The organism is Ruegeria arenilitoris (assembly GCF_013035425.1).
Taxonomy (GTDB): Bacteria; Pseudomonadota; Alphaproteobacteria; order Rhodobacterales; family Rhodobacteraceae; genus Ruegeria; species Ruegeria arenilitoris_A.
On record NZ_WQHX01000001.1, the window covers coordinates 702,426 to 717,017 of the forward strand.

Annotated in this window: 13 protein-coding genes and 1 tRNA gene; 12 read left to right on the top strand and 2 right to left on the bottom strand. The window is 53.0% G+C overall.

The features are described from left to right. The first annotated feature begins 17 nt into the window (after nucleotides 1-17). From dxs to GOV45_RS03415, 8 genes are all read left to right on the top strand, one after another. Nucleotides 18-1,949, top strand: a complete 1,932-nt coding sequence (gene dxs, locus GOV45_RS03380; RefSeq protein ID WP_170474199.1) for a 1-deoxy-D-xylulose-5-phosphate synthase — start codon at nucleotides 18-20, stop codon at nucleotides 1,947-1,949. Between the two features lie 204 nt (nucleotides 1,950-2,153). After that, the gene (napF, locus tag GOV45_RS03385; protein ID WP_170474201.1) at nucleotides 2,154-2,666 is read left to right on the top strand and encodes a ferredoxin-type protein NapF; all 513 of its coding nucleotides are present in this window, start codon (nucleotides 2,154-2,156) and stop codon (nucleotides 2,664-2,666) included. Then, entirely contained in the window at nucleotides 2,663-2,935 is a 273-nt protein-coding gene (locus GOV45_RS03390) for a chaperone NapD (protein ID WP_170474204.1), read from the top strand. The genes napF and GOV45_RS03390 overlap by 4 nt, the downstream gene beginning before the upstream one ends. A gap of 16 nt (nucleotides 2,936-2,951) precedes the next feature. Continuing rightward, nucleotides 2,952-5,444, top strand: a complete 2,493-nt coding sequence (gene napA / locus GOV45_RS03395) for a nitrate reductase catalytic subunit NapA (RefSeq protein ID WP_170474207.1) — start codon at nucleotides 2,952-2,954, stop codon at nucleotides 5,442-5,444. 55 nt (nucleotides 5,445-5,499) lie between these two features. Beyond that, nucleotides 5,500-5,928, top strand: coding sequence for a nitrate reductase cytochrome c-type subunit (locus tag GOV45_RS03400; RefSeq protein WP_170474210.1), 429 nt, complete (start codon nucleotides 5,500-5,502; stop codon nucleotides 5,926-5,928). A gap of 30 nt (nucleotides 5,929-5,958) precedes the next feature. Beyond that, nucleotides 5,959-6,651 carry a NapC/NirT family cytochrome c gene (locus GOV45_RS03405; RefSeq protein ID WP_170474213.1) on the top strand — a complete coding sequence of 231 codons (693 nt, stop codon included), beginning with the start codon at nucleotides 5,959-5,961 and terminating at the stop codon, nucleotides 6,649-6,651. A gap of 13 nt (nucleotides 6,652-6,664) precedes the next feature. Beyond that, nucleotides 6,665-6,922 (top strand): hypothetical protein, encoded by a 258-nt coding sequence (locus tag GOV45_RS03410; RefSeq protein ID WP_170474216.1) that lies wholly within the window; start codon nucleotides 6,665-6,667, stop codon nucleotides 6,920-6,922. A 93-nt stretch (nucleotides 6,923-7,015) separates the two neighbouring features. Further along, nucleotides 7,016-7,183 carry a hypothetical protein gene (locus GOV45_RS03415; protein ID WP_170474219.1) on the top strand — a complete coding sequence of 56 codons (168 nt, stop codon included), beginning with the start codon at nucleotides 7,016-7,018 and terminating at the stop codon, nucleotides 7,181-7,183. A 210-nt stretch (nucleotides 7,184-7,393) separates the two neighbouring features. Here the strand turns inward: GOV45_RS03415 and GOV45_RS03420 are convergent. Next, nucleotides 7,394-7,469 (bottom strand) — tRNA-Thr (locus GOV45_RS03420). A 358-nt stretch (nucleotides 7,470-7,827) separates the two neighbouring features. Here GOV45_RS03420 and GOV45_RS03425 point away from each other — a divergent pair. The 4 genes from GOV45_RS03425 to GOV45_RS03440 all read left to right on the top strand — a co-directional run bounded on the left by GOV45_RS03425 (nucleotide 7,828) and on the right by GOV45_RS03440 (nucleotide 12,742). Next, nucleotides 7,828-9,006: a YcaO-like family protein gene (locus GOV45_RS03425; RefSeq protein WP_254447887.1), complete on the top strand. Its 1,179-nt coding sequence runs from the start codon at nucleotides 7,828-7,830 to the stop codon at nucleotides 9,004-9,006. Beyond that, nucleotides 9,003-10,328: a TfuA-like protein gene (locus GOV45_RS03430; RefSeq protein ID WP_170474225.1), complete on the top strand. Its 1,326-nt coding sequence runs from the start codon at nucleotides 9,003-9,005 to the stop codon at nucleotides 10,326-10,328. The genes GOV45_RS03425 and GOV45_RS03430 overlap by 4 nt, the downstream gene beginning before the upstream one ends. 58 nt (nucleotides 10,329-10,386) lie before the next feature. Beyond that, nucleotides 10,387-11,682 carry a hypothetical protein gene (locus tag GOV45_RS03435; RefSeq protein WP_170474229.1) on the top strand — a complete coding sequence of 432 codons (1,296 nt, stop codon included), beginning with the start codon at nucleotides 10,387-10,389 and terminating at the stop codon, nucleotides 11,680-11,682. 145 nt (nucleotides 11,683-11,827) lie between these two features. Continuing rightward, nucleotides 11,828-12,742 carry a pentapeptide repeat-containing protein gene (locus GOV45_RS03440; protein WP_170474232.1) on the top strand — a complete coding sequence of 305 codons (915 nt, stop codon included), beginning with the start codon at nucleotides 11,828-11,830 and terminating at the stop codon, nucleotides 12,740-12,742. A 52-nt stretch (nucleotides 12,743-12,794) separates the two neighbouring features. On the opposite strand, the gene GOV45_RS03445 is transcribed toward GOV45_RS03440, so the two are convergent. Further along, on the bottom strand, nucleotides 12,795-14,564 hold the full coding sequence (locus GOV45_RS03445) for an adenylate/guanylate cyclase domain-containing protein (protein WP_170474235.1): 1,770 nt from the start codon (nucleotides 14,562-14,564) through the stop codon (nucleotides 12,795-12,797). Between the last annotated feature and the right edge of the window lie 28 nt (nucleotides 14,565-14,592).

Sequence of the window (14,592 nt, forward strand, 5' to 3'; positions counted from 1 at the left end):
CAAGGAACGCTACAACGATGACGTCTGAACGCCCGCACACACCGCTGCTGGACCTTGTGAACCGCCCTGCGGATCTCAGGCAGATGTCAGATATTCAGTTAAAGCAAGTGGCGGATGAACTGCGGGCCGAGACGATTTCCGCGGTTTCCACAACGGGTGGGCACTTGGGCGCTGGCCTGGGGGTCGTTGAACTTACAACAGCCCTGCACTCCGTGTTTGACACACCGCGCGATAAAATCGTCTGGGATGTGGGGCATCAATGTTACCCTCACAAAATACTCACTGAGCGGCGTGATCGCATTCGAACGCTTCGTCAAAAAGACGGCCTTAGCGGCTTCACTAAACGGAGTGAAAGCCCATACGACCCGTTTGGAGCGGCCCATAGTTCGACCTCGATCAGCGCTGCACTGGGCTTTGCAGTTGCGCGTGATCTGGCTGGCGTGACTCCTGAAGGTCTGGGTGATGCAATTGCTGTCATCGGTGACGGCTCAATGTCAGCAGGCATGGCGTTTGAGGCGATGAACAACGCGGGGCATCTGAAAAAGCGTCTGATCGTTATCCTGAACGACAATGAGATGAGCATCGCTCCGCCAGTCGGTGCCCTTTCGACATACCTGTCGCGCATCTATGCCGAAGAACCGTTCCATGATCTCAAGGCGGCGGCCAAAGGCGCAGTGTCCTTGTTGCCCGAACCTTTTCGCGAGGGGGCGAAACGCGCGAAAGAAATGCTTAAAGGTATGGCCGTTGGGGGAACGCTGTTTGAAGAGCTAGGCTTTTCCTATATCGGTCCTATCGATGGGCACGACATGGACCAGTTGCTTCCTGTTCTTCGCGCAGTCAAAGCGCGTGCGACCGGGCCTACGCTGATTCACATTCTTACTAAAAAGGGCAAGGGCTACGCCCCTGCCGAACGGGCCCGCGACAAAGGGCATGCTACTGCCAAGTTTGATGTTGTTACAGGCGAGCAGAAAAAGACGCCCTCGAACGCGCCGTCCTATACGTCGGTGTTTGGAAAATCCCTGGTGGATGAAGCAGCAAGGGACGACAGAATTGTTGCCGTAACAGCAGCGATGCCGGACGGAACAGGTTTGAACCTATTTGCCGAGCGCTATCCTTCCCGTTGTTTCGACGTGGCGATAGCTGAGCAGCACGGGGTCACATTTTCAGCCGCTTTGGCGGCTGGTGGAATGAAGCCGTTCTGTGCAATGTATTCAACCTTTTTGCAGCGAGGCTATGATCAGGTTGTGCATGATGTTGCTATCCAAAGGTTGCCCGTTCGATTTGCAATTGACCGCGCAGGTTTGGTCGGCGCGGACGGAGCGACTCACGCAGGATCATTTGATATCGCCTACCTGTCCAACCTGCCCGGCATGGTTGTCATGGCCGCAGCCGATGAGGCTGAGCTTGTACACATGGTCGCGACCGCCGCGGCGCATGACGAGGGGCCCATCGCGTTCAGGTATCCGCGTGGCGAAGGTGTTGGGGTGGAGCTTCCCGAACGGGGCGAGGTCATCGAAATCGGCAAGGGCCGTCTGATCCAGAAAGGGGCGCGGGTCGCCTTGTTGTCTTTTGGTGCAAGGTTGACCGAGGTTCAAAAGGCTGCCGAGGCGCTGACTGCGCGTGGGGTCACACCCACCGTAGCGGATGCGCGCTTTGCCAAACCTTTGGATCGCGACCTGATTCTTGAACTAGCAAAGGAACACGAGGCTTTGATAACGGTAGAAGAAGGTGCCATTGGCGGGTTTGGCAGCCATGTGGCACAATTGCTTGCCGATGAATGTGTATTTGATGAAGGGTTGAAGTACCGGTCCATGGTCTTTCCCGACACTTTCATAGATCAAGCCAATCCGGCAGATATGTATGCGGCTGCAGGGATGAACGCAGAACATATTGAAGAAAAGGTTCTTTCAGTTCTGGGAGTGACTTCAATCGGAGAAAAACGGGCTTGAACTATCGATCTGACCCGATTAGAGTCGAGTTCCTTTCTACTTAAAACCAGTCCGATCTGGGAAAAGATTTAATAAATTCAAATATTAGATTAAAAAATTATCACATCCGAAATCAAGTGGGTCAAATTTTCAAACTACGTGCTAGGCTAGCTCTGGTACGGGCACATTTAGCGTGTGGCCTGTTGAACCGGAGGTGGCAAGCTAATGAACAAGCAAGCAAGCCGGCGCGCATTTATGACCGGCAAAGCGCTGCGACCAGATCGCCAAGCCATCCGGCCGCCAGGTGCAATTGGTGACGAGTTTTATAACCTGTGCCAGGAATGCAATGACTGTGTTCCGGCCTGCCCGGAAAATATTATTTCCATCGATGGTCAGGGATGGCCCGCCCTTAGTTTCGATTCGGGGAGCTGCACTTTTTGCACCGCTTGTGCCGAAGCTTGCCCAACCGGTGCGTTGGAAAAAACAAGGATTAAGGATTGGCCTTGGCTTGCAAAAATTGCTGAGTCCTGCTTGGCGTTGAATGGTGTCAGCTGCCGAGTTTGTCAGGACGCGTGCGCGGAAAACGCTCTGCGTTTTCGCCCCCAGCTTGGTGGGTTGTATGTGCCTGAATTGGACGCCGAAACATGCACGGGTTGTGGCGCATGCGTCGGTGCGTGTCCCGCTGGTGCAGTCACATTGAAGCGCAACGACAATCCAATTTTGGAGGTAAGCCAATGAACATATGTGGCTGCCTTGTTCATGTGTCGCCTGATTCACTGAAGGCTGCCCGGGATAGAATTGAAAGCGTGGAGGGTGCCGAAGTTCACGCAGCTACCGAGGACGGCCGCCTTGTCGTGGTCGTCGAGGACACGCCAAACCGCCTTGCATCAGAGACGATTATGGATCTGCACCATGTGCCGGGCGTAATTTCTTTGTCCCTAACCTATCACCATTTCGAAGATCCAGCGGATACTCATCCGCAGAATATCGCTTCTCATCAAATTTAACACCGGAGACCCCGATATGACCATCTCTGAATCCCGTCGGACCTTTCTGAAAGCGACTGCTGCCGCTGCCACGGCCTCAACAGCGGGTTTGACGCTGACCACAGGCAAAGCCAATGCACAGGTCGGTGTCCCGGATATCAAATGGGATAAGGCACCTTGCCGGTTTTGCGGGACCGGATGCACCGTTCTGGTGGGAACGAAGGATGGCCGTGTTGTCGCGACACAGGGCGACCCGCAAGCCGAGGTTAATCGGGGCCTCAATTGCGTCAAAGGCTATTTCTTGTCCAAAATCATGTACGGGAAAGATCGGCTGACCCAACCTTTGTTGCGCATGAGGGACGGTGAGTACGCCAAGGACGGAGAGTTCGAGCCTGTCTCATGGGATCAGGCTTTCGACATTATGGCCGAGAAGTGGAAAGAGACTCTAAAAAGCAAGGGTCCCGAAGGGGTCGGCATGTTCGGTTCTGGCCAATGGACCGTGTGGGAAGGGTACGCTGCGTCAAAACTAATGAAGGCAGGGTTTCGGTCCAACAACATTGACCCTAATGCACGGCACTGCATGGCGTCAGCCGTCGTAGGCTTTATGCGCACCTTCGGCGTGGACGAACCTATGGGATGCTATGACGATCTGGAGGCCGCGGACACATTTGTTTTGTGGGGTTCGAACATGGCCGAGATGCACCCTATCCTGTGGTCGCGTCTTACTGACACGCGCCTGACAAAGGCAGACTGTCAGGTTCATGTGCTTTCTACTTTTGAACACCGCTCATTCGAACTTGCCGACAACGGGATGGTTTTCACGCCGCAGACCGACCTGGCAATACTTAACTACATTGCCAATCACATTATCCAGACCGGGGCGGTGGATGAAGAGTTCCTGTCCAAACACGTTAACATCACTAAAACCGCCACGGACATCGGCTACGGCTTGCGAGATGAAAACCCGCTTCAGTTGGCCGCCGCCAACCCGAATTCCGGCGAACTTACCGCGATTAGTTTTGATGAGTATGCTGAGTCGGTTAAGCCTTACACTTTGGAATACACAGCTGAATTGTCCGGTGTGCCCGCTGAAAAACTTGAACGCCTTGCCCAGCAGTATGCCGATCCCGATCGTAAGGTTATGAGCCTTTGGACAATGGGCTTTAACCAACACACCCGTGGTTCATGGGTGAATTCGTTGATGTACAATGTACACTTGTTGACAGGCAAAATCTCTGAACCCGGCAACTCTCCATTTTCGTTAACAGGGCAGCCGTCGGCATGTGGTACAGCCCGGGAAGTCGGCACTTTTGCCCATCGGTTGCCTGCCGATTACGTTGTTACTAACCCTGAACATCGCGCCAAAGCAGAAAAAATCTGGAAGCTTCCCGAGGGTACAATTCCGGATAAAGTGGGCTTCCATGCTGTTTTGCAAAACCGCATGCTGAACGATGGGGTGCTGAACGCTTATTGGGTGCAGTGTAACAACAATATGCAGGCCGCACCGAACATGAATGAGGAAGGCTGGCCAGGTTATCGCAACCCGGACAATTTCGTGACTGTTTCAGATCCGTATCCAACGGTCACGGCAATGTCGGCAGATCTTATTCTGCCAACAGCGATGTGGGTCGAGAAAGAAGGGTGCTACGGAAACGCGGAACGAAGGACCCAAATGTGGCGCCAGCAAGTGCACGCCCCGGGCGATGCCAAATCTGATCTCTGGCAACTTATGGAATTCTCAAAACGTTTTACCGTTGAGGAAGCGTGGGGCGCAGACTTTGTTGCTACTACGCCCGAAATGGCCGGGAAAACTTTGTATGAAATCCTTTTCAACAACGGCAATGTCGATAAGTTCCCGCTGAGCGAAATCCAACACGGCCATCCTAATGACGACGCCAACCACTTTGGCTTTTACGTACAAAAGGGCCTGTTTGAAGAATACGCCGAATTTGGTCGTGGCCATGGCCACGATCTCGCGCCTTTTGAACGATATCACGAAGAACGCGGTCTTCGCTGGCCGGTTGTCGATGGCAAAGAGACACGCTGGCGTTATCGTGAGGGCCATGATCCGTATGTTGAGGCGGGTTCGGAGCTGCAATTCTATGGGTTCCCCGACAAGAAAGCCAAGATTATATTCGCACCTTACGAAGCGCCGCCGGAAGTCCCGGATGAGGAATATGATCTGTGGTTCTGCACTGGCCGCGTTCTGGAACATTGGCATTCTGGGTCGATGACGCGCCGGGTCCCCGAGTTGCACAGGTCGTTCCCGTTGGCGGTTCTCTATATGCATCCGGACGATGTCGCGGATCGCGGATTGCGGCACGGTCAGGAAATCAAGATCAAGACCCGCCGGGGCGAAGTGACTAGCCGGATCATGACCAAAGGTCGAAACAAGGTGCCACGCGGATTGGTTTTCATGCCTTGGTTTGATGAAGGGCAACTTACAAACAAACTGACACTTGATGCGACCTGTCCGCTTTCCAAGCAGACAGATTTCAAAAAATGCGCCTGCAAAGTCGAGCGTGCCTAAAGCAGCGATGGCAATCAACAAACAGCCGTCCAGCCAAATATAAGGAACATGCAAGATGAAAAAGATAGTCGCTATAGTCGCTGCCCTGTTAGTTGTGGTTGGCAGCATTTCTCTGGCTCAGGAGCTTCAGGACCTGCGCGGTACGCCGCCGGATGCACCAAGCGTTGTCAATATGAGCCTTCAGTGGGAAGGGCGCGAGGGGCGCATGGTCAGGAACTACCGTCAGCAGCCACCTCTCATCCCGCATTCGATTACCCAGTATCAGATCGACCTGAGAACCAATCAATGCCTGTCTTGCCATGACTGGACCAAGGCGGGGGAACGCAATGCACCTACCCTATCTATGACCCATTACCTTGATCGCGAAGGAAACGAACTGGATCACATCGCGGGCACACGGTATTTCTGCAATCAATGCCATGTGCCACAGGCCGACACTGAACCGCTGGTCGAAAACGTCTTTGTGCCGTCCTACGGCAACTGATCGAAACGGATCGCATAAGGAGCGCGCAAGATGGCAGAAGACAACCGAGGCCGTATCCGTCGCATATGGGACTGGTTCTGGAGCCCGATACCCGTACTCAGCGTCGGATTTACTTTGATCGCCGGGTTTTTGGCAGGCATCCTTTTCTGGGGTGGATTTCACTGGACGCTTGAACTGACCAATACAGAAGAGTTTTGTACCTCATGCCACTCGATGGAAACCAATCTTGGTGAGTATCGGCAGACGATCCATTACAACAACCATTCCGGCGTCCGCGCGATCTGCTCGGACTGTCATGTCCCTCATGAATGGAACCATAAGATCAAAGCCAAGGTCATGGCGGTCAAGGATGTCTATCACGAGTTGGTTGGTACCATTGGCACGTCCGAGAAGTACGAGGCACATCGGTTGAGCATGGCATCGGCTGTTTGGAAAAAAATGAAGGAATCCGACAGTCGTGAGTGTCGGAATTGTCATAACTTTGCCTATATGGACTTCACCATTCAGGAGGCACGTGCAGCCTCGGAGCATCAACGCGCCATTGACAACAATATGACCTGTATTGATTGCCATCAGGGTATCGCTCATAGTTTGCCGCCCGATTATCTCGAAGAGTATCAAAAGGTTACAGAAGAGCTGAGTGCCCAAGCAGCGGAACCGCTTGAGAAACACGCAGCCGCTGGCGACGATATTCGTTCATTCCTGCAAAATTCCACAGACTGAAGGTAGCGCAACAATGCTGGATATTCTCGGAACCATCGGTGGCAATGTCCTTAGCCTGCCCGGTATTCTCGGGTTGGCGCTGGGCATGATGACGCGCAAACTTTGGTTGGGTGCGTTAATGGGCGGTGTGGTCGGCGTGATCGAGACACTAATCTTCGCTGGCTGGCAACTAGCCCATGTCGAAACACTCGAATTGGTGATTGCCATCGTAGTGGGCGTCTGCGCCGGCAGTATTGGCACAGCCATTCGTCTGAAAGGTGCGACAGTCTGAAGTGCTAAAGTGAGTATTTGCAATTATAGAAGAAATTGGGCGGTATCATTGCGCGCCGGTGTTTTTGGAAAAATTATCAAAAAAAATAGTGCGATGAGCTATAAAACGCCAAGAGATGAGTTTGAACCGTATGTTCAAAGAGCATTTGATCTCGTGGCCCAATATTACATCGCAGCGGCCGCCTGCTTGCCAACTGTTGCGAAGGGCTGCGCGGCTATCCGCGAAACCGAAGCGTTCCCTTTCACAGCAACGCGCTGTTGAAAATAGATACGCTTAGGGTTCGAGGAGGTGTCATTACGATCGACACTGACCGTTACCGGAGGGGTTAATACGCCCCGAGACTGGCTCTATCTGCCATTCCTGAGCGCAGCCTAGCCCGGATGTCTGAAAACCGAAAGCGCAAACGTCACTTTGCGAACTTGTCGAAGGTGTTGATTCCAGTGTTAAATTTGGAGTGTTTCCGAAGAAGAATGGTGCCGCTGAAGGGACTCGAACCCCCGACCCCATCATTACGAATGACGTGCTCTACCAGCTGAGCTACAGCGGCCTCCTTCTTTTTCCGCGGCCCTACTTTGGCCCTACTCGTTACTGCGCGCCTTCTCTAACCTACTGGCCTCGAGCGTCAATTGCGAATGAACCCGCTGGTTATGAAGGATCTGCTCTAACGGTTGAGCTATTGAGGCTATGCGAAGGCCGATTTAACTGTAGAGACCAGTCCGTGCAAGGGGGATCAATCATTCAATAAAAACATACCTGAAAAACCGGCGCTGTTGACCCACGCTGTCTGATTCAGCATCCTAACCCGAACCGTTACGGACCTCGGGTATTGTTTTGTCGGGGTTTCGGGTTCTTTTTCAATGGAATGGCAAGGTTAGCGTATGCCTGGAAATTCTCAGAAGACGTATATGCACGACACCCACAGACTGCGGGATCCGGAACAAACTCTGGCCGTTGTACAGCCATTTCTCAAGGATATGGGCATAACCCGCATCGCTAACATTACCGGATTGGACCGCATCGGCTTGCCCACCGTCATGGTCACAAGACCCAATTCGCGTTCGGTTGCGGTCTCACTGGGCAAGGGGCTCTCTTTGAGTGCGGCCCAAGCCTCGGGGGTAATGGAAGCGATTGAATCCTGGCATGCCGAACGGATCGAGTTGGGTCTACGCCTCGCCAGCTATTCCGACCTTGTTGAGACTGAGTATGTCGTTGAGGTTGACAAACTGCCTGAGGTCACCGGCGGTCGTTTCGTCCCGCATGCCAGTATCCTATGGGTCAAGGGGCAGGATTTGACGAAGGGACGCCCTTGCTGGGTTCCCTATGAGATGGTCGACACAGATTACACCTCATCGCCAGTCAGTGGCCGCCGGGCCTTTCCTAGAACAACCAATGGATTGGCTTCAGGGAATGATCTGACAGAGGCAACTTGCCATGCAATTTGTGAACTGATCGAGCGGGACGCAACAACGCTTTGGCATTTCCGAGGTCCTCAGGCGCGCATCGATCCCGGGACAATTGAGGATCAAAGGTGCCGGCAAGCGATGGAAAGGATCGCTGCAGCGGGCTTGGACCTTGGTATTTGGAACACAACCTCGGATATTGGGATTGCGAGTTTCCGTTGCGTTATCTGCGAATTGGGTGCCGTATCCGGCCATATCGGTATTGGGGATGGATGTCACCCGGACCGATCCATCGCGCTGTTGCGGGCGTTAACCGAAGCTGCGCAAACCCGACTGACTTACATATCTGGTGCAAGAGACGATCTGGATCCAGACGAATTCTCAAGTTCATCTCGATCCTGGCGTGGACAGTACATTCAGGATCTGATCCAAAACTCCGCGGCGAGCGAGGATTTCAGGATGTGCCCGACACATATGACTGACTCATTTGATGAAGATTTGGCTCTTATTAAGACCCAGCTTTCCGTTGTTGGAATACCGCAGATTGTGATCGTAGACCTTTCGCGACCTGAAATTGACATCTCGGTTGTTCGGGCTGTAATCCCGGGTCTTGAGGCACCGCATGACGACCCGGATTTCGTGGCAGGGCCACGTGCGAGACAGGCCGCGAAAGTGCACGCATGAATGTAATTGTGTTTGTAGGGCCAACACTTTCGGCCAACAGTGTTTCGGAAATTCTTGATGCGACTATTCTGCCTCCGGTGCAACAGGGTGACGTTTATCGTGCAGTCAAAAGCAATCCCAAAGCCATCGGAATTATCGATGGGTATTTTGATGGGGTTCCATCCGTTTGGCATAAGGAAATTCTGTGGGCGATGGAACAGGGTATTCCGGTCTACGGCAGCGCAAGCATGGGTGCATTACGTGCCGCCGAATTGGCAGACTTTGGTATGATCGGTGTGGGCCGCGTGTTCCAGGATTACTTGAGTGGCACAATCCTCGACGACGATGAAGTTGCTGTTATTCACGGCCCTGCGGAACTTGGGTTCAAACCTTTGAGCGAGCCTATGGTCTCGGTCCGTGCAACTGTAACAAAGGCGCGGGAAGAAGGCGTTTTGCCTCCTGATACAGCTGTTGAACTGGTGCGATTGACGAAGGAACTGAATTATCGCGACCGAGGTTGGGACAGGATCACAGGCTCCGCCGCCGGACTTGCTGGAATAGAAGCTTTCCTTGATTGGCTGCCGCAGGGTGGCGTTGACGTAAAGGCCGACGACGCTCGCGAGATGCTGTCAATGATGGCCCAACACCTTGGCGGAACTGCGCAGCTTGCTGGTGAACCTGCTCGGGTCGAACGGACGCTGGCTTGGCGCGAGCTTTGCGATCGCGTTGACGCCGAACGCCCCTTGGGAATCGAAGGTGACGCTGCTTTGGTAGACGAATTAAGGCTTACCCCGACGCATTACGCGCGCCTACGGGACAGAGCGGCTCTTGCCCTGTTGTCGAGAGAAGAAGCACGCCGAGCTGAACGCCAATTGGAGCGCAACGATTTGGTTCAGCAAATGTCGCGCCACCGCTTTGAAGCGGGTCTGCCACGACGCTCGGATCTGATGTCGTGGCTGGAAGACAATGATCTGACTTTGCAGCAATACGAGACACTGCTTGCTGATCAGTGCCACACCGATGCGGCAATCGCCGAGCGTAATCACACGTTGAATGTTGCCATAATAGATGAGCTGCGGCGCGATGGAGTTTATTCGGATTTGAAGGACCGAGCACACCGAAAATCGTTGGTAGTGCAAGATCAGACTGATGCAGTCAAGACAAGAGACCCGACCAATCGGACCCGGATCCTGATGTGGTATTTTGAAACATGTCTTGACCGCGACGTACCTGATGATCTTGAATCCTATGCAACTGCGCTTGGTCTGGAAGGGCGTGAAGAGTTGATTGAATTGATTGAAGCCGAATACTTGTTTTGTCATTTTGACAGGTCCCAGGCTTAAGGCGGTCATTGTGATTTAATCGGTGCCGCACCGCTTGGGAAATCCTAGGGGGAGATAGATGGACTGGTCCGTGACTGCTGAAGAAGAGATGCCGGGCACCCGGTTCCTTTTGTATCCGCAATCGCCATTTCTGGAACCGGGCATGAAACCCGAGATGGTTGAAATCTCTGCGCCGCAAGGCTCTATCGGCCCAGGCCCTTCTGGGCCTCGGATGTACGCAATGAACCCGATTGGCAAGACGACGCCATATGGGGCGATGATCCCGGGACCTGACGGGCCGCAGATGTACCTTCCAGCTTGGGACGGATACATTCTTCCGCCGCCTGAACCGGATGAGTTCGGCAATTTCATTCACATAGATCCGTCTGATCCGGCTTTTGAAGCCGCGCATTTGTTTGGGTCCGCGCATTTCACAATGGATGTTTGGGAGGGGTATTTCGGGCGGCCTATACCGTGGCATTTCGAACAGGACTTTGATCGGCTGGAATTGTCTTTACTGCCAAGCCTCGACAACGCGCATATCGGATGGGGCTTTCTGGAAACCGGTGGCACAACTGAGCATGGGGAAGAATACCGGCCATATAGCTTGAATTTTGATGTGGTGGCGCATGAAATTGGACATGCAATAATATACAGCGTCATCGGTTTGCCGTCCGACGGAGACGCAACGGGCGAGTACTACGGATTCCATGAATCCGCAGCGGACATGGTGGCCTTGCTTGCATCGCTGCATTTCGGGTCGGTTGTCGAAGACTTGCTTAGAAACACGAGGGGAAACCTATACACCTATAACCGCCTCAGTCGGTTTGCCGAACTTTCTCAAAATGCGCAGATTAGGATCGCTGCCAACGACCGGGTTCTGTCCGAGTTTTCACACGGGTGGTCCAGTGAACATGCGCTATCGGAACCTTTGACCGGCGCGATGTTCGACATCTTGGTGGATATCTATCACGAAAGGTTGGTGGCGCACGACGTGATTGATCCCGAGATGGAGGACTTGTCGGATGAACTTGAGGGTACCCCGGAATATAACGAGATAATGCAGGATTTGTTCGACGAGCATTACGCGGAAAATCCAGAGGGTTTCAGAATTGCATTGGTCGAGGCCAGGGATCTTTTGGGTTCATATCTCGCCGACGCGTGGGAGATGCTGGATGCGGACATGCTCAGTTATTTTGGAGTTGAGCGTGCGCTGTTGGTCGTTGATCAGGAGATCACCGGAGGTGCTTTTCGCAGGATCATTGAAGGCAACTTTAGAATGCGCGAAATTGGGCTTACGAGACCTGGCCCGCGTCTGAGCAAACCGGATGGGACCAGTCACGCATCTTCAGTTCGAACATTGAAACCAGAGTAGAACGACCTGAAAGTCTTTGTTTTTGGCCGCGTTTTGTGGCAACTTGTGCGCAAGGGATGATATTTGAGACTGAGCGCGCATTGATGCGTTAGAGGGGTGGATGGGGTCTACGACGTCATCTTTCTTACCATAGGGAGAAATTGATATGTCTGAGTCCTTACTCAGTTTTTCAGAAGTATTATTGTTTGGAAGAGAGTTAAGCGATCTAAAACTAAAACAGAAATCCGTTCGCCTAGCGGTTGAAATTCCGGCGGCGGGTTCTCTGCCCACAGGGTTCACAACTATTGATGGGGTGACAGTCCGGTTGGACGACAGGGTTCTGGTTCAAAAGGGTGACACTGCCAATACCGAATCTGGGATCTACAAAGTTGTGGATGATGGTGCTGGTGCGTTCAACCTGGACAAGCGGAAGAAAGCCCAATATCAATCTTACGTTTATGTGCGGCGCGGTCGCCAATTTAAACATACGTTCTGGTTACAGGATTCCAACACTCACAATAGACAATTGTTCATCGAACAGGATGATCGCAGGCGCGGTCGTGGAGTGAATAATTTCATCGGAGATCAGTTCGGAGGCGATGCTCGCCTGGCCCGGATTTATGGCTTTGCATATGATGGAACTTATTACGAACTGCCGGAGCCAACGATATTCTTGGTGCATGGACATGGAGAAAGCGCCACTGGGGGCAACCTTCCGCGCGGCTTCAATCTGGAAAACACTGGTGGCCCCGATACAACCCGGCAAACGGCACGTGCGCCTCTGGATCCTTCGGTTTCTGGTGTTGCGGCAGCGGATTACCAGATGGCCAATGACATCCGTGTCTGGAACTATGATCAAGCTGATTACACGATCCGTATGGACATTGCCGCTGGTCAGATCGAAGAAGTCCTTCTGGACGTCTATTTCGAATATGATGCGCCTATGATGAGCGGCGCCAAAGTCAGCGGAGCCAAGGTGAGCGGTGCGAAAGTCAGCGGCGCGAAAGTCAGCGGTGCAAAGGTTAGCGGAGCGAAAGTGAGTGGTGCAAAAGTCAGCGGTGCAAAGGCTCGCGGCGAATAATCACTCTTAAAATAAGGCAAGGGGCGCATTTGACGTGCGCCCTTTTTCACGTTCAGAACCCTGCCTTTTCCAAACCTTCAACAAAATGTTGGGTATCGTCCGCCAGACGATCGGGTTGAACTTCCGCCCAGCGAGAAAGGGAAAAGTTGGGATGAGCCGCGCGGTGCTTGTCGGCGATCTGCCTCGCCATATCCATTTTGCCCAATTGAGCGTAGCTGGCGGCCAAAACCCGCTGACCTTCTGTCGGGTTATTCATCTTGTTGACCGCTGAAATTACGTCGTCATAGCGTTTCAGATTGTAATAGGCGCCGCCCAAGTGCCAGAGGTATTGGTCAGGAAAATACGGATTCAGTCGCATCGCCTGTTGGATATGTTTTATTGCAGCTTCGTTGTCACCCCAATGTGCCAGAGCGTCAGCATAATCAGAATGCATATCTGCGTCATTGGGATTAAGTTGCAATGCACGTTTATAAGACTCGATAGCTGAGTCATGTTCTTTACGATAAAGCTGAACATAACCGAGTTCGCCAAATCCGCGAGCGTCAGTCGGGTCTAATTCGACTGCCCGTTGTGCGAGCTTTAAGGCTTTGTCCAAGGCGCTGTTTGGGTCTTCTGTCCATGAATACCGCCAATCGATATTTAGCGTCCGCGACAACGCCGCCGCTGCCCGCGCATAACCGCCGTCGCGCTGGAGTGCAGACTCATAACAGTGCTGGGCCCTGCGGTTATCGTTCCGCGTGTACTTCAGGATATGGTGCTGCCCCTGTAGTACCGATCCATAGGCCTGCAGGTCGGACGGTACAGACTGGACCATTCGCTGCTTTTCGTGGCTTTCGATCATAACTGCAGTGGCCGCTACGATACATTCTGTAACTTCGTCCAGAATGTCGAATATGTCGTCGATTTTGCGGTCGAAACGTTCTCCCCAAATCGTTCGTTCAGAATTGGCGTCAATTAGCTCGGCTGTGATGCGGATTCGGCTGGACGACCTGCGTACACTACCGCGAGCCACGTAGCGGACATTCAGCCGTCGCGCTGCTTCTTGTGGAGGCATCGACTGTGTCTTGAAGAAGAACGACGAATTCCGCGCGATTATGAATAGGTTCCGGAACTTGGACAAGTTCATGATAATGTCGTCGGTCAGCCCCTCAGCGACCCAATGATCGTCCTCATCGCTGCCCTGGCTTGCAAAAGGCAACACTGCCACAGATGGGATGTCTGGACGTTCTAACACCTCGAGCTGCATTTCGGGTCGCAGAGTTGCAGCCATGGTTGCGCCTTCAATCTCGCTGCGTACGCAATAGGTTGCGACCGGCGACAGGATGTTCTTAAGTTGCTTGGGTCCAAGGAACTCATATCCATATCGCAGCCGGTTTCGGATCTGATCGTAGACTGCCGAACTGACGTAAACTCTTTCGGGTTCGGCAATTTCCTGCAATCGTGCGGCTATGTTGACGTTGTCGCCGTGAATGCCCCGCTCGTCCATCAGGACCTCGCCCAAATGAACCCCTGCTCGAAACTTGATCTGTTGATCGTCATCTCGCGCCTGGTTGTGCTGGCTTGCTATCCGGTGTAATTCCACGCTGAATTCGACTGCGCTGGTGGCAGTTTCAAAAAGCGCCAGAATTCCGTCGCCACGGACCTCGATTACCCGGCCTTGATGTTGCTCGCAGACTTGTTCCAACTGCGATAGCAGAGACTTCAACGCGTTATACGTAGCCATCTCATTCTCGCTCATTAGCCGCGAATAGCTAACAACATCCGCGAAAACGACGGCGCCCAGCTTTTGCCTGATCGTTGTTTGAGAATGTGTACTGTTCACAGTGGGCACTCAGCTAAAATTTTTCGGC